Annotated in this window: 7 protein-coding genes; all 7 read right to left on the bottom strand. The window is 44.8% G+C overall.

The window, feature by feature from the left end:
* Positions 1-777: 777 nt before the first annotated feature.
* A complete protein-coding gene (locus tag EH243_RS03835) occupies positions 778-2,832 on the bottom strand; it encodes a UvrD-helicase domain-containing protein (RefSeq protein WP_126157308.1) in 2,055 nt (684 codons plus the stop codon).
* Positions 2,833-2,905: 73 nt separating this feature from the next.
* On the bottom strand, positions 2,906-3,124 hold the full coding sequence (locus EH243_RS03830; RefSeq protein ID WP_126157307.1) for a hypothetical protein: 219 nt from the start codon (positions 3,122-3,124) through the stop codon (positions 2,906-2,908).
* A 44-nt stretch (positions 3,125-3,168) separates the two neighbouring features.
* On the bottom strand, positions 3,169-5,832 hold the full coding sequence (locus EH243_RS03825; protein ID WP_206441496.1) for a DEAD/DEAH box helicase: 2,664 nt from the start codon (positions 5,830-5,832) through the stop codon (positions 3,169-3,171).
* Positions 5,825-13,402: a sacsin N-terminal ATP-binding-like domain-containing protein gene (locus EH243_RS03820; protein ID WP_126157306.1), complete on the bottom strand. Its 7,578-nt coding sequence runs from the start codon at positions 13,400-13,402 to the stop codon at positions 5,825-5,827. Before EH243_RS03820 ends, EH243_RS03825 begins: the two co-directional genes overlap by 8 nt.
* Before the next feature lie 65 nt (positions 13,403-13,467).
* Positions 13,468-13,983: a hypothetical protein gene (locus EH243_RS03815; RefSeq protein ID WP_126157305.1), complete on the bottom strand. Its 516-nt coding sequence runs from the start codon at positions 13,981-13,983 to the stop codon at positions 13,468-13,470.
* Between the two features lie 207 nt (positions 13,984-14,190).
* Positions 14,191-15,807, bottom strand: a complete 1,617-nt coding sequence (locus EH243_RS03810) for a hypothetical protein (protein WP_126157304.1) — start codon at positions 15,805-15,807, stop codon at positions 14,191-14,193.
* Complete coding sequence (locus EH243_RS03805; RefSeq protein ID WP_126157303.1) at positions 15,800-17,155, bottom strand: DUF5710 domain-containing protein; 1,356 nt, start codon at positions 17,153-17,155, stop codon at positions 15,800-15,802. The genes EH243_RS03810 and EH243_RS03805 overlap by 8 nt, the downstream gene beginning before the upstream one ends.
* Positions 17,156-17,159: the final 4 nt, after the last annotated feature.

Genomic DNA, 17,159 nt, shown 5'->3' with positions numbered 1-17,159 from the left:
GATACTGGATTTTTACGAACTCAGCCGATATTGCCTTAACATTATGCTCATCCCAGCGAGACATTCAGACTGAATATGAAACTCGAATTAAACCGATCAGTGAACAGATTTTGACTGTTCACACCTCGTTAAAAATCACTATGAACAACATAGTGGTCAGCTCGGTATATGGGGAGATATAAAAAAGTACCGATTTGTATATGCGGAAGGGATGCACGTAGATGTATCCGCCGATGGCGTTATCTTAGGTGAACCTAGGGTAGTACCAATTGCTCAGCCAACATTAAAAATAAGGCATAAAAACATAACGTCCATTATAGCCAGCTTCAAGTAGCGCTTCTGCCAGATATAGCGTTTGTACAGGCTCACAGGGGCTCGTCCGCGGCTTCGTAAATCGCCTAGGCATCATTGCGATCGTTTTTATCACTTTTGCGGTAAGGAGCTACAAACTGTGGCGCCATCATACGAACCTTATGACCCAGCTTCTGGAGTTCTCTTGCCAGTAGTGTACCCCACCACAATTGTCCATTCCAACGATACAGGGTACCTGCTGTGCGAAGAATTCGAGCACTTTGAGACGTTTAAGTGTTTTTCTCAGAAACGCCTTATCCAGTGAGTCTACAGCAAAATCATCAAAGACATTTTTTGCTAAATCCAGACCTATGCGCATAATTTTCATGGTGGACTCTTTCCGTTCGATTGATGGTTTCACCTTACAATAAGACACAAGATGCCAAAGTTAGGGGAGTCCATCCCATTTCCCTTGTTAGTACGAAATTAACCTACAGGTTCAACATTCACCACTAACAAATGCTCTCTTGCTCTGGTAGCAGCCACATAATCCTCAAATCGTGAAACTTTCTCAGTTGTATTGGCATTTAGCAGTAACGCAACAGCCTTGAACTCAAGGCCCTTGATTCGTTTTTTAGTACCTAAGCGCACACCCGGTTCACTCTTACCTGGATCTTTCTGGCGGGCTTTTAATTCCAGCGTTTCGATCCCTTCATTCTGTAGCTTACTGACGACGGCTGGCATTGCAGGGACTATACATATTTCATGGCTTCTGATCTTATCCCCTTTAGCAGCAAGCAACCCTTTAACCCAGCTTAAAATAGCTTCTGCACATTGATTTTCATCTTCGACTGTTTCTACTCGAGGTTCTGCTCCCTTAAATACAGAACGATCACCTTGTATCAAAACATCCTCACCATCAAGATCATCCACTGCTATACCAGCAAGAATACCATGCGCCCATTTTCTGATCTGTTCACTGGTTCGATAATTAATTTTTAAACGACGTGAACGACCTCGCACATCAACTCCAGCCCTACTCAAAGGAATAGGCACTGCGCTGTACAAGCGCTGATGGCCATCACCCACCACACACAATGGGTTGGGTAACTCTTCAGCAATTGGAGATAAATTGCCTATTAATTTCAGCGCTTCCAAACCAAAATCCTGTAACTCGTCAACAAGAACATATCTGTATTTAGAAAACCTACCCTGTTCAACCACTAACCTTGCCTGATGCACAGTGCCTTCAAATGTCATCAAATTACGTTTAACTAGCTCCTTTTGAAAGTCTGCAAAGTAAGGCCAAAGTTTTTTTCGTTGTTTTCTAACCATCCGAGGTCTGCCAGTACGAACTGTGGTGAGGTAGTCATCTTCATTATCAATACCCATACGATCAACTATCTGTTCATATTCTTTCCGAATAAACTGTTGATCGAACTCAATGTCCTCATCGACATGAGTAAATACTTGACCCCACATAGCATCCTTATCATTATCTTCTGCAACACGGCCTGTGGCGCCACCACGTTGACAGATAGAGCGAGCCAGCTGGTGTAAATTAGTGACATCAATATTACGGCTTAACTCAGGTGCCATATCTTCGATTAGAGCCTTTATTGTAACAGCCAGATTGGTTGTAAAGGTTGTAATCAACACTTTCTCACCTGTACCGAGTTGTTTAGCAAGCCAAACGGCTCGATGCATTAAGGCAACTGTTTTACCTGTACCCGCAGCACCATTTATTTTCATTGGGCCTTTCACATTCCACTCAACCAATTTACGCTGATAAGGATGTAAAAATATGCGCCAGGCTTCGATATCTTCACTAAGGATTTCCCGAAGGTGTTCCTCACCTTCAACCAACACAAGATCCATACTGATAACTTCAGTGAGGTGCGAGAAGTCACCAGGTCCATCAGGCTTAATTTCTTCTGCTCCGGAGTGGCCTAGCATTTCTAAAATAGCTTCGTCGAGTTCCATACCACAAACATAGCCATAGAGTACTTGCCGAGCCTCTGGAGGTAGATAATCGGCCATGCGTTCAAAGTCATCATCACTTTGCACCGCTCTTACTGAAGGTATTAAAGCTTCGGGCACACCGGCCTGAAATAACTCATCATTATTCAACTCGTTCAGACGGTAATCAGTAACGACAGAAACATGTTTTTCAGCATTAAACTCTTCAGCAATTCGTTCAACTTGCTCGACATCAACAACCTGAAAAACACCTATAGCACCGTGGGCTTCAAATAATTTATTTTCACACCAACGGTAAGCTTTATCGTGATGGTCAATATGCATCAGAATAAATGTATCACCTTTATCCGGAGCAATAACAATAGCTCGATAGTCATCACCCAAACGCGCACTGCGCACTTTAGGGTCCTTAGTCATCGGTTGAAGTTTCTCAAGATTAATACTAGCCTGGGTACTATCAATCTCAAACTTACGATGTAGCTCAACCACTTTCTTCTGGACTTTTGCTGGTAGCTTTCCAAATCCTGCCAGCACCTCGCGGTGCATCATTAATTGAGCCATTTAGCTAGAACTCCCACTTTTTGGTACTTCCTTAATCATTGACTCAATACCCTGAATTTTCAGATCTTAATCATTAAATACTTTGAATAGTCAGATCCAAAAACTGCTCGCCTTTATCGACCGCCGCTCTGAATGGCCGACGTAGTTGTAACCAGAGGTCTTTAATAAGACCGTTATCCATATCGCCCATAAAACGGGCAAGCGCAGCTTCAACATCCCTTAGTGGATAAGTTGCTTCAAGATAGTGCTGAACCTGTTTTTTAACTTCCTGCGTTAGAGTGGCCGGCAACATACGTATACCCTCCAACTAAAATATTATTATCACTGCACAGATTGTTATTTGCCTTTTAGCAACAGTACAGGACGAAACGCGGGTTTTAAAAATGGTAAGCCGAGTGTTGCCAAGTTTTTTCCTAACAAAGTACTGGCCTGTTCTAGCTGCGTTGTAAGTTCAGATACCTCAGGGGCTACGACATGGTCACCGTCAGTTTCAGCTTTTAATGTATTAAGCCAATCGATAACCCGCCAATCACCAAGTACCTCCCAATTCTCAACCGGTTCGCTCATCTTAAATTTTACACCGGCAACGGCTTCTCGAATATGCCCGGCCTTTTCCGTTATCTGGTCATATATCTGAAAAAGCACCAACGAGTCTTCCGTTTCAGGTAAGTAGCACAATGACACTTGCTGCCCATGAGCTTTCTGCATTGCCTGATCAAACGCTTTATGTCCAACACCGATAACAGTCTCGCTAGCATCTCGACCTGTCACTTCACGGCTAAACACCAAACCTTCATAGCGACGACGTACTCCCGGTAAATTCAACCAAGCATCCGGTGTTTTAAAAGTAATCGCATCCCCTTCTCGGCTAACCCGTCTACTGGCCAGTTTTAGCATCGACTCAAAGAAAGGACGTAACGCCGGCAAATCAATTTGAGGAATATCTTTTAATCCCTGCAAATCAAAGCGCGCAGTATGCCCAACCATCGACTTGATCGTATCAATTGCCGATTCACCACCAAAGGTTGTCGCCTTATCATCAAACCAACTATCCAACCGATCAGCTCTAACTGACTGCGCGCCACTGAAAAGTTCAGTAAACACGTTGGAAGAAGACATGCCCAAGACTAACTGCAACAAATCTTCAGGGTCGTCCATCGCACTGCCCAGAGCCTCTGTAATACGTTCCAATTTATCGTTTAACTTATCCCATATTCTAGACTCCACAGTGTCAGGGTTTCGGATTGTCACTACATCTACAGCGTTTTTTTGACCATAACGGTTTAGTCTACCAACCCGTTGATGCAGGCGCATAGGGTTCCAAGGAAGATCCACATGAATCAACGAATAACAACGGTGCTGAAGATCAATACCTTCACCACCCGCTTCTGTAGAAATCAAAAACCGAACCTTACCTTCGTTGAACTGATCAGCCGCATCAGCACGGCCTATTGATCGAGTACTAAACCGACCACTGGGAAGTTGCACCTGCTCTAGCCGCTCATCACCATTAATAAAGGTCACGCAGTCTTCGCCATACTGCTTCATAAGTGCCGACATTAATGCCGCTTGTGTTGTTTTGTATTCAGTGAAAAACAACACATTCCGACCGTTAAAGCGTTCTTCCAGCACCCCCAAAATACGCAATATTTTAGTATCTTCCGACACTTGATCTGCTGCTTCAACCAGAGCTTCCAAATGTGGCATTTCATGCTCCATAATTGCCATCATGGATTTTGCCAATTCAACCTCGAGCTTTTCTTCACCATCTAGCAAAATATCTGAACCATCTATTCTAGACTGAATACCATGGTGAATGTCAGCGGACGAAGCGCGCAAGCGCATTAACCTCTTGCGCAATGTGTTACGAATAGCCGCAACTGAACTCGATGCAAGTTTCTGCATGGCAATGAGCACCAGCATGACCTGCCTGCCTCCCTGTGAAGATAAAGATGTTGCATAGGCCTTGCCCCCAGTAATGAACTCACTCAGTAACTGATAGAACTGTGCCTCCTCTGGGCTATAGCTATACACCTCTGGGAAGACACTAACAGGCTTAAACAATTTATTACCCTGCATATCCGTAACAAGACTTTTATTATTACGAATTAGCGCCTCTCGCAAATGAATAATCTGTTCTTCATCCGATTTGTTAGGATCAAATAAGTCAGGTCGTAATAAATTCATCAATGCCCAAAACCCCCAGGATTTACCTCGGTGGGGAGTACCGGTAAAGAATATACAAGATTCGACCTGCTCTTTTTCCAAGAGAGATTCGACTAGCTGAAACCCTTGCGTCGGCTCACTCTTTTCTTCCGTATTAAGGTGATGGGCTTCATCTACAATCAACAAATCCCAAGGTTCAGCTTCAAGCATGCGTTGATGCCTACCTTTATTGTCCGCACGAAGTGTAGGTAAAGAAGCAACGACTTGGGAATGGGTATTCCAGAAATCCGCTTTGGGGGTATCTGCTTCGGTGGAGTAGCGAGTCAACCGTATGTCAAACATATCTCGCAACCGAAACTGCCACTGCTCTACCAATGATGCAGGGCATAAAATCAGTACACGCTTGACCAAACCTTTCGATAATAATGGCCACAGCATTAAACCCGCCTCAATGGTTTTACCCAAGCCAACATCATCGGCCACCATGTAACGAGCAGGCCATTGTTTCAGCACCTGATTACAAACCCACAACTGATGCGGTAACAAATTAATTCTTGAGCGTGAAAATACACCCCAAGCATCATTAGCTGATTGTATGCAGGCAGCTTGGGCACGGGTAATAACCTGAGCTGGAGGATAGAACTCTCCTTTAGTAATGGCGGATTTCAACGTTGCCAGTTTTTCCAGTGATGACAAACTGCACTCTTCCAGCCCATGTACAAACCTGACGATAACCGTTTCATCTTTAGCAAATTCAACAATCCCCTGCCCAAATTTACCATGCAGTACTTCGTCGCCAGAGGCCAGTGCCATAACAGGGTCTGTGCTATTCACCACCCACCTCATCCCAATCCGTCATTTCTCTACCTAATAGTTCTTGCTGTAAAGACCAATCATCAGCAACCATCATCAAAGGGATGTCCCAAGCATTGTCAAAACTCACGTTCTTTTCGTCCAGGTGCTGACTAATAAACTGATATATTCTCGGTGAGTTCTCGATACTGGCGTAAGGGTCTAGCCCAGTACAGCCCATATCACGTAACAAATCACAAACACGCTTGTAAGGTACAAACGCATGCTCAAAGAGATACGAGCTTTTTAAAATTTGATGGCGTAGCAGTTCTCGAATAACAAAATTACTACCAATGCCAAGACTTTTTCCCACTGCAGGCGCACTAATACCTCCACCCTGTTGCGCCTCATCCACACGTGAACTCAGTACAGTAGATAATTTAAATGGGGCCTCATAACGATCCAAGCCAATAAAAAGCTCAGTGTAATCATCCAGATAACGGGATAGTTTATAAATAACCGGAAAACGCATCATCCAAAGTTCATACTGCTGACTATCAACCTGGGCGGAAATAAATTCTTCCAGTACATTCATCCATTCCTGAAAGCGCAACTCTGGCTTTTCATCAGAGAAAATACGCCACCAATCACGTCGCTGACAGTCCTCTATAAAGCTCCTATGCTGTTCTGGTTTAGTTCTACCCAAAGTATGAAAACCGCCAAGCAAAAGCAGGCTAAGCCAAGAGGAGCGATCAAATCGACCTTCTTCGTCATCGTCCAAAATCATCTGAGTTTCGCGAGGGTAAACGGAGCTACTATATTCATCCAGTTGCTCTTCCTGCTCCTGTTGCCACCAGTGATAGATTTTGTTCAGAGCTATAGCAGGATCTATCGGCTCAAAATCATCCGGTTCATTTCCACTTTCAAAAATGAGCGTTTTAATGTCTTTAGAGGTAACCAATACTTTGTAAAGCAACTCACGTTTATCCGTATAACTCCAATCCGACAATAAAGGCGAGTCATCGTCAACTTCGGAAACCCAAGTACCAGATAAATCGCCGTCGAGTAAATGCCGCGCAACGCCATTACAAAGATCACCTTCCAATAAATAACGCAATGCAGCTCCCTGCTTTTGATCAGTAGCAGCCTCTAGCAACCAGGCCACCAGAACTTCTGCCCGAGCTTCCATACCCCGCCTGCATAATTTAAAGAAACTCACAGCCACATCGTCATAGCTACTGGCAAGAATATGCGTGGCGGGAGCAAAACCACAGCGCCGTACTTCATCTTCCGTTCCCATTGAAGTCAATAACTCATTCGCGGGCAACCAACTACCGGCTCGGGATTGAAACTTAAGCTTTTCTAATTGCTTAACACTGGTATCAAAATCATCCAATAATGCCTTGCCGCCCTCTAGCAATGAATCCCGCGCCTGTTGATTGAGCACTTTTCCAAGTATCGATGCATCATGCTGAGAGACTCCTTCCTTAAATGAAACTTTCGATAAAAGATCAGCAAAACCCAAAGACACCCATTGATCGTTTATCTTTTTGAATTCCGGCACGACCAACCGTAACCACGTAGCCACTTCTTCCGCAATCGCATTATTGGTTTTGATATGCCCTCCAAACAGGTCTGTCTCACCCAATGCCTTAAGTAAGTCAGGTTGAGCCAATACGCCTTTAAAGATGTATTTCACCTCCTGCCACTTCAGCAAACGGCCTAAACTACTAGGCAAGCCGTTAGGAACAAAATTCCGACTACCAGCCAACCGACCCAATGCTGCGGTAGCCAATGGCTGTGCAATCACACGTACCCCAGAATCATTCGCAATACGTGGAAGTTTTCCAAGCATCGTTTTCCACAAGCTGTACCAAAACTGATAAGCAGTGGTACTCTCACTAAGCTGAAGTTGAGCCTGCAACAAGGGCCAGTCTATAGCCAACAATTGGGTGATTTTTCTCTCTACTACATCTCCTAACTTAAGGCCCAACGCTCTGTTAATGTCAGATTCAGCAGCCAGCCGTGAGCGCCCGGCATCGATTTCAAATGAGCCATTAATGGCATATCCCAAATGATCACTTTCACTAATGGGCGCAGTAACCCAAATATTCGGTAACTCCGAAGAAAGCTCGGTAAAACCCATGGCATCAATAGCCAATAACAATGCACCATTCCCAAGATCCAGCTTCATTACCCGCTGAGTCGCACCTAGCCCCAACTGCACTTTGCCAATCGCCGCCCCCTCACAGTCAGCGAAGATCTCCGGCATCCAACGTACTTGTAAGCTAGTGCCATTCGGCTGATGAACATCAACTTCGCGGATTTTTTTCGAAAATGCCGCTAATACGCCAGCGCGGAGCATGAAGGACTCCATAAATTTAATATCTACGCCCTCTCTTAAAGGCAAGCTGATTGCCGTCCCACGCTGTTTTTGCGTTTGGTTTTTTCTCAATAAACCCTGAACATACTTGGTGTCCTCCCAAGCCGACGGCAGCAAACCACCCATCACACGTGCATGTAAGCGTCCACTGATAATTTCAGGTGTATCACTGACTAATAACACACTTTTAAAACCCAGCCCGAACTTACCAGTAACGTCGTCCCCTTTATCCGATGCCGACAAAATCACCATATTTTCAAGGTCATTATCGAATTTACGTTTTTTCCCAGGGAAGGTACCGCTGCCAATTTGGTTAATAGCTCTCCCCCAGTGCATAAAGGTCACTCTGTCAGGTTCAATATGAACGACAAACTTTAACAATGCCGGCGGTAATGGCTCCACATCACTCGGCTTCGCCGGCCAGGCTTCAATCTCTTCTAAATTATGGACCGCATCATCAGCGTTCTGAAATACCTCGAAGGGTATACTCCAAGCTTGATATTGATAATCGCGCACTTTGGTACGAATCGCCTCCAGTACAGATTTTTGCACTGAGGCATTACTTTCAAGTAGCTGTTGAAGATCAACCAACAACCTTTCCTGCTTGACTTTAAACTCCTCCTCTTTTGGATTCCCCTTAAATTCAGCTACCTGCTTTCTAGCATCATCGTAAGCCTGAAGGCGCAAATCAAGTTCTGGGTGTTTATGGGCCCCTAGTTGTTTCAGGTAGAAAGGAATGTTATCGAGGATCAGCGCCCGAGCCAGTTCAATATCGACCTGATCGGATTTATCCAGCTCGGTCCACAACCCATCCAATATCGGCTTACTCTGGCCGTATAAACTCTTCAATAAATAGCGCACAGAGCACTTAATATAATCTGACAACTCTGCATCAGAATAACTGGCAGGATCAATTTTTCTCAGCACTAAGCTGATCAGATAGCCCTTACTACCCTGTGAATAATACGACGGTTTACCAATAAACAAGGACTCAAAATCTTCATCCAGTGATACCTTGATGGTATTACCCAGAACAGACTGGACTGTCGTTTCACTCTCATTATGGACATTGATGGCCACGCTGAAATGAGCCAGCGCTTGCTCAAGTTGAAAGCCGTGCAGCCAAGTCTTACTCTCCTGATCGCGAGGCGTATCAGGTACCTGCCAAGGTAACTGACCAATCAACCAGTCTAACGAGTGCGGTCTCAGACAATCTGAGGCCAGCTCCCGTGTACTATCTTCCCGACCTAACAACACAATCAACGAAGCGACTAAAGGATCGAGCACCCTACCGGACCACGCTTCAAAATAATTACGAAGAATATTACCGGTGGCATTAGGCATCAGTGAGGTAGAAGGCGCAGCCTCTGAAACCGATCGACTGGCTGGGCGCACATCCTCATTGATTAAATTAGCGAGTAATCTAGCTTGGTAATCATCCAGCACATGAGCCGGAGCAATACCTTCCACGCCGGCAACTAACTGATCAGCAGGTACCCAACAACGGCTTTTATTAAGCAATAACAAATCTATCAAATGGGCTTCCGCCTCAGCTTCCCTTGAGAAAACCTCTAGATAGGCGTTAAAGGCGTCCACCTCCGCTCGACCAGACTGTCCATTTTCAGCTAGCCACGTCAGCATCTGTAACTGACGAGGCAGCCCAAGGCTGTGCTTCATCGCCGGCCAGAGCTTTTGATAAAGGTCTTCAATCTCCAGCGTTTCAGCCAACCGCGCCAATAACTGCCAACCTGGGAAAGAACTGGTAGCTAGTGCAGAAGCTATCCGGCCCAATCCTTCCGGTTGAGAAATGGCTAATGAACCGACATGATAACTCGGCTGGTTATTCAACACCTCGGCAAGCTGAACCAAACCCATTTGACCACGGGAAAATAAAGGACGGCAGTAATCATTAAAAGCCTGATGTTCTAATACATCCGCTAACAGCTGGTGCGGTAAACAGAACTTTTCTGGCACCAACGCGTATAACTGATCAAGTTCATCAAGCCTGTCCGCTAAATCGATCAACTGCTCCGGTTTAAATACATCGCCGCTTTTTGCTGGTAACCATGCAGTACGACTCAGTCGTAGCTGTAAAGGCTCATCATGGCCTAGCTGGTTTCTCGACATGATAGTGAGAATATCCTGCCAGTACGTCACCGGCTCCGAGGAGGCCAACAACACCCCTAACATGCCGATATCATTCAGCGGTTTAAGCATGCGTTGCTGACGCCGTTGCTCGCTAAGGTCGGCACTGCTTTTAATCAGGTGGATATTTTCAAGTAGTTCAGAATCCAGCGAATTGTCATCACTCAGGTAGATATCATCACCGCTAGCTGAAACGGGAAAACCATGACAAGACCAATGAAAAGGCAGCAGTTTCCATAAATCATCATCCTGAATATCCGCCAACAAGTCAGCACATTCTTGCTGAGTAAAGGACTCAGTATCCAGCCTCGATGCCAATTCATGCTCAGCTAGCTCCTGCTGTATAGCTTCGGCTTTTATCTCTCTGATATTCAGGTCAGACCACAAGCCTCTTGGGATCGAATCAGCGACCGTAGTCTCTATCAAACTCCATGGGGATTGATCCCCCTCATTCATCACCACCCACAATTTTTGCCAAACAGGTTTCTGCTGATAACCCAATAACCATAACGTATCATCCGCTTCAAAGTACTCCGGCTTGGCATGAAGTAAATATCGGAAACCTTTTTTCGATATTGCATCGATAGGTGCGCCCACTAGGCTTGCCAGCGCACTGCGTGATTTAGTACATCCCAACACATGAGGCTTGCGACCCAAAGATTCGAGAATAGCGTCGCCTTTGCAAGGTTTCATGGTTTGTCCTAATACCAAATTACAGGTTTGAGCATTCACTAATAATACCGACTGCTGTGCAAGAACCCTTTGGTATTCTGATGCAAAACCACGACGCTCCTCCGGATTTCTACCCTGGGAAAAACCAAATAATAGACTCAGTTCTTTTGCCTCACGCAATTGCTTGGCAGATACCGCCAGAGTACGCGTCTTGCGGCAATCATAAGCTGATAGAATCTGTAAATCGGCACAACGTGTTAGCAGCAAAGATCTTAAATCGTGATCAACAGCTAATAATATCTGATCTGCAGTTTTGAGTGCGGAGTTTTCCAGTGCTTCACTGTTACCCGCGGACGTGCGGATAACAGCATCCACCTGCCGTAATAATGCGGCAGCATCTTCTACTGAAATACTTTTAGCAACCCGTGTATCGCCATCAAAAAACTGAGTAGGTAGCGGTAAAACTTGGGTTTCAACTTCCAGCAATCGGTTTAATAAAACTGGGGGTAATTCGTTATCCAGCTTTAGGCAACTCCCCTCTACCAGACAAGCTACAAAACCCTGAATCATTTTCCGATTAAGCTGCAAAGCCTTTTCACCTAATGTGCTTAAGGCTCTTCTAAGTAACGACTGTAATTCAACCTGCACCGTCCCCTGATTTTTATGGGGGCCTGCTGACTCCAGACAAAAACGCACCAGATAATCCAGCAGTGTCGTCTCTGTAAAAATCACCTTCATATCGACTTGGCGAAATAATTCAATCAGTTCTGTTTCCTGCCACTGAATATTGATCGACGGATCAATTAAGCGCGGACTGGAATCAACCGTAAAGATCGGGCAATCGGATGATTGCAGTAATGCAGGAAATACCTGCCAAGGCCTACCAGCATCTTTAACCGCGGGCTCTGGCAGAGGGCGCACTAAACGTGGTGAGTCATGCAACTTCCAACTAACACCCTCTGCATCCAAGGTGCGTAACCAAGCATGCTGTTGAGTAATCGCCGCCTGTAAGTCACGCCATAAAACGGTGTCAGCAAAGGCCTGTGTTAAAGCTGTTCTCCCTCTATCATCCACCTTAACCGACTGGCAAAAATCCGCGAGTGCAGGAAGAATCAATGGCAACACCTGCAAACGAGCCAGCTCAATATTCCAAGCCGTTTTAATGGTTTTATCACTATCGTAGGTTGGAGTATCGGTATTAGCAAACAACTCCTGCCCATCAATACCTTGCCTGCCGGCATCAATAAAAAAGTAACCATGAAGCGTTAACTGAAAATTAAAATTACCGTCGCAGCGCACCGTTTCCGATGCGGTTTCGTCCATCGGCAAAAACACGGCCCATTGCGTGGTGAGTTTTCCGTTACCCGGCATCCGGCTAAACAACGCGACTCCATGGGGGCGAGCTTTATCCTTAGCCTGTTTAGGCTCCCCATAACGGTCACGTACATTACTGAAAGGCCAAAGATCATGGGCATGCATAGCGGTCAGCGCATCGTTCCAGCCAAATGCTTCACGGCCCGAAAACTGAAGCGAAGACTTCTCTTTCTCATTGCCGTGGTAATCAATACGGCCAGCCAATATCATCGGGGAATGGGGCTGCTGGTTACTACTGGCTTCAACCGCCTGTAACAATTGCCGACGCTGATCATCTGCCGCCAAGGTAATACTGAAACCTGGTTCTTTCTGTTGTTGCTGTAAATCCCAAAAACGAACATCACGCAAGTTACCCAGCATTGGTAACAGGCTAGCTATTTGGCCCGGTAGATCGCCTTCACGCAAAAAATCTAATAGCGTACTATGGTCCCCCACATATTCTGAAACGATCGCCCAGCCTTCTTTGCCATCTTCATGCCTAAGATGTTCGCGCTTTCGCAATGGCAACCAAAGAATAAAACTCGCCTCTGTTTGCTCACCCTGTCCAGTCACCGTGGTCAGCTGGCTCCGAATACGCTCGGCATCCTCTTCGCTAAAGTTATCCCAATCGGTATGCAGGGAGTTTTCGGGATCAGGCCCACTCCAGGGGTTTAAAATTTCATGGTAATTCTGATCACCGTCTGTAGCCAAAAAGAAAAAGGCTTCACAAAAGTGAAAAACACTTTTCATTCCTAAGCCGAATTTTCCGATACTGGAATTGTCATCGGCCTTACTGTTTAAGCCAAAAGAGCGAATCCCGCGCGCATCACTTTCTTTAAACTCACCATTGTTAATCAGAAAAAGTCCGGGGCCTTTCAATAGTGGATGCGCTGCATCGTCAATACCAGCAACCAAACCAAAATCCAACTGAGTGGCTTTGGCATCATCGGTGTTTTGGATCAGCTCTTTGATAACAGGGAAACCGCTGCGATAACGATCACTCAGGTTATCCCCTATCAGGTTGACAAACTGCATGGGGTCTTGAATAAAACCTGCCATTAAATATTCCTCGTATCCTTACATGTCGCAATTTCATCCCAAAAAAATGGAATATAGTTTAATCACTATGTCAAAGTTTCTTCATAAGCCTTATTGATCAATCCACTCAACCACTCGAAATCATCCTTAGTATGCAAATCACAATACACACCGCTTAAATCAACGTTGGCAACAAAAGACCAATCACGCGTATCTGAGCAGTAACCTAGTGCGTTGGCATCCAGTTCTTGATAATCAAGTGTAAGTATCACTGCCAATTTATTTTTACGGGGTATTGCCTGAATAAAAGGCGACAGTGTGTAAAAGGTCCGATTCTTTTTGGTAGTGATCACTGAGATGTCATGATCAATGCGTAAAACTCGCTCTTCGAGTAATTCATAGAGTTTTTTAATGGGTGCGCGCATACCACCCACATCTTCAACGGTCAGCCCTGCGGCCTGTCTTTTTTTATCTTTCAGCTCCGCTTCAGCCACGGCCTGTGCACCGACATCTAACTTTGGCCATAACTTCAAGGCAATCTTTGCCAGCCGTTTCGCTCGTTTGAGCATCAAGGCTTCATTCCACTCATCGCTATCACGCATATTTTTATTCAAGCGCAAGGGGCGGTCATCAAAACCGCCTTCGATAGACTTCTTTTTATCATACGGTCGGTCCTGTAACTAACCATTCAGCATCGCGACAGAGGACGCGCATACTGGGCGTGAAGGTACTCATGACAAAAACCTACCTGACTGAATATTTAAAGGCAAAAAAGACTGAAGTGATACTTTAAATACTAATCGGTTCATTTATTTTATTTTCATCCACGCATGGCAATAGAATAATCTCTGCAAGGCCGTTTGTAGCGATTGTTGATTGATTTCCTGTGGCAATGTGAGTTGCGCTGAAAAATGTTCGTCTTCCTGCGTTTCAAACCGAAAATCTGCCCCTTGATCTGTTTGATAAACCAGCGCTGCCAAAGTACGCTTACCGGTTAATTTAGCTTTGTGAGACTTCATGCTCAGGTCAAGCAAGCGGGTTGTGAGTATTCCACCCTGAGCGGATTGCATATTTATTACAAAGGTTGCCTGTTTGGGTAAGGGTTTTGCTGCGGTTTTTGTTAATACCAACGCTAGCAGCCCCTCATCGATGGAGGTGCTTTCAATAATATCGAGGCCCTCAGCCATTTGCTGTAACTCAATAAGTGATAAATAAGTCTCTTCTATTTCCTGAACCTTCTCACTATCAGCGTTAGTAGGTTGCTGGGGCTGTGATACATAGATGCCGACGGTTTGGTCATGCCAAAGCACCAATGAACCAACTCCTGATTCATCATCTATATGCAGTTCATTAAGCTCAAGCTTATTGTTATTAATGTAGCCCGCAATAAGGTCACTGACTAGCCAGAAAGCTCCGGGTCTCTCTTCTTTGCCTGCTGCATCTAATGGTGCAAAACCCAAACGTGTTGCCGCTAGGGCTCGTGCCATAGCAAGCACTTTGCTGCCAGGAGCCGGATCACGCATAGTCATACGTTTGACAGACTCAACATCCGGATTTAAAAGATGCAAGAGAATAGCCCGCAACAGCACATCTCCGTCATCTGTTAACGCACTTAACTTTTTTTGATTGTTGATCACAGCCTTACTATATTGATACCACTTTTTAAAATTTTCACTATCAGCAATTGGTGCTATCACCTGACTAGCAAGTTCTTCTAATACTTCACCTGAAGCCCAACCTTCGTCTATATCGCGACCACCGAGTAAGTGTAAATAAGTACTCAATAACCCGTTATCTTCGTTCGGCAAATTGCCTGTATCTACTCTATATTGTATCCAAGCATTCAAGGCAGCGGGGACATCTGAATGAGTCACAAGACTCCGCAAAAGTGAAACCAACTCACTCGCTGCTGTGGCTTGAACGATAGAATCCCATAACAGCCCAGCAAGAACATCATATTCTCGATAGTTTTCCCGAAGAGCGCTTCGGTTAATTTTAGGTAGCGAGGCTATCACGTTCGCATGAGGCCCTTTTTCAAAAAGGGCCGGTGTGACCTCAAAGGAAAATAGCGAATTGGGTACATTCTCAAAACCACGAGCCTGATAATCCTCAAGCTCATCCTGAGATGCGAAGTGTATAGTTTTGATTGTCGATGCCGGATAGACAGATTGAAGCTTAGTGGTGCCATGCTTAAGCTCCAACAATACAGGCACCCTTGGGTAACCTTTTATTGTATTCAAACTAGGTAACTGATCAGTTCCAAAGGTTGCTATAACATCATCGATGCATGCAACAAGCTCAGGTACGACTAGGCCAATATCCAGCATTCGAATAAGTTGCCGGACACTTGTCAGTATGTATACCGAACCTAGTGTTTTTTTAACAACCTCTTCATTGAACATACCCTGTGTTGAATCATCAGTCATTGCAGTATTCCAGTCGTTGCAGTATTCCAGTCGTTTTATCAGGCAAATATTTGATTATATCAGGTTCCTTCTCCGCGCCGGAAGAATACAATAAGTAAAGTGCCTGACGCGCTCGAGAGCACATAACGTACATATTCATTTTAAACGTATCGAGGTTACTACCATCGATTGGCATGGTTTGAATTTCAGGAATAAAGACAGCATCAAATTCGAGGCCTTTACAACTTTGGCGATTAATAACAGTTAGGGTACCTTTTTTATCAAATACTAGGTCATCTACAGGGTGTACATCTTTATATTCTTCTTTTGAGGAGTAGGTTTGTACGCGATATTTACCTCTAAGGCGATTCTGTAACTTGTTATAAAGTTTTTCCCGCATAGAGTCAGTCTGAGCAAAAACACCAACCTCACCAAAGGCACGATTAGTAACTGCGTCAACAAGGAACTGCACCTGGTCATCCATCGAACACGTAGCAACTATCACTGCCTTTTCACCTTTACGTGTTGGCGCTGCAGGCTTACCAGTAGGTAAACCTACATAAAAATAGGCGGCCAACTCAGCAACCTCTCGTGTATTACGAAAATTTTCCGTTAATAAATACTGTCTCTCGTCAGGAATAGCCAACTCCTGATTAATCTGACCGATTGTCGAATTATAGTCTTCATTTAGTCGCTGATTTTCATCAGCCATGATGGTAATACCCGAGTTCTCTACATTCCTCATCGCAAAACGCAAACAACGAAACATTGCCGGTGGAAAATCCTGCGCCTCATCAATTATTAGGTAGCCAGGATTTTTTACCGGTTTCTTCTGACCCACATGCACGGCTAACTTTTCAAACATTTGTTGCCAGTCATACTGAAAGTTATCAACTTTAGGCGGCTCATAACTTGCTAATAACCATTGCTCAAATAAAGCTTTATGTTTGTTATAACTTTCACTGGGAACCCACCACTTATGTTTTACTCTATCCCATTTTGCACCATGTTCTTTGGCCTTATCTTTGTCCTTATAAGGGCAGTCAAGATAAACCTTATCGCCAATTACTGTTTGAGTATTAATTTTGTGAAGCTTCCACCATTTAAAGGCCCAACTTAACAAAGTTGAAGTAGAAATTTTTTCTTCCTGCTGATCTGAAACATTACTTGTATATTTTCTAAGCACTTTGCCATACATCATCACTGTGGCAGGCTTCTTACGCTTATTCAGCGCCTGCGCACGAAGAAAGGCGATCACCGTTTTACCAGTGCCCGGAGGACCCGCTACCATGACTGTGCTATCCATTGGCGCTTCCATATAGATTTCTTCCTGCTCGTCACTAATCTCTCTGGAATTTGGCATTCTCATAACG

The sequence above is a fragment of the Amphritea opalescens genome (assembly GCF_003957515.1).
Lineage (GTDB): Bacteria > Pseudomonadota > Gammaproteobacteria > Pseudomonadales > Balneatricaceae > Amphritea > Amphritea opalescens.
This window is presented reverse-complemented; position numbering and strand designations above follow the sequence as displayed.

Coding starts and splice junctions, on each gene's coding strand:
- EH243_RS03830 (WP_126157307.1), bottom strand. CDS start 3,124: ATGTTGCCGGCCACTCTAACGCAGGAAGTTAAAAAACAGGTTCAGCAC.
- EH243_RS03820 (WP_126157306.1), bottom strand. CDS start 13,402: ATGGCAGGTTTTATTCAAGACCCCATGCAGTTTGTCAACCTGATAGGG.
- EH243_RS03810 (WP_126157304.1), bottom strand. CDS start 15,807: ATGACTGATGATTCAACACAGGGTATGTTCAATGAAGAGGTTGTTAAA.
- EH243_RS03815 (WP_126157305.1), bottom strand. CDS start 13,983: ATGCGTGATAGCGATGAGTGGAATGAAGCCTTGATGCTCAAACGAGCG.
- EH243_RS03835 (WP_126157308.1), bottom strand. CDS start 2,832: ATGGCTCAATTAATGATGCACCGCGAGGTGCTGGCAGGATTTGGAAAG.
- EH243_RS03805 (WP_126157303.1), bottom strand. CDS start 17,155: ATGAGAATGCCAAATTCCAGAGAGATTAGTGACGAGCAGGAAGAAATC.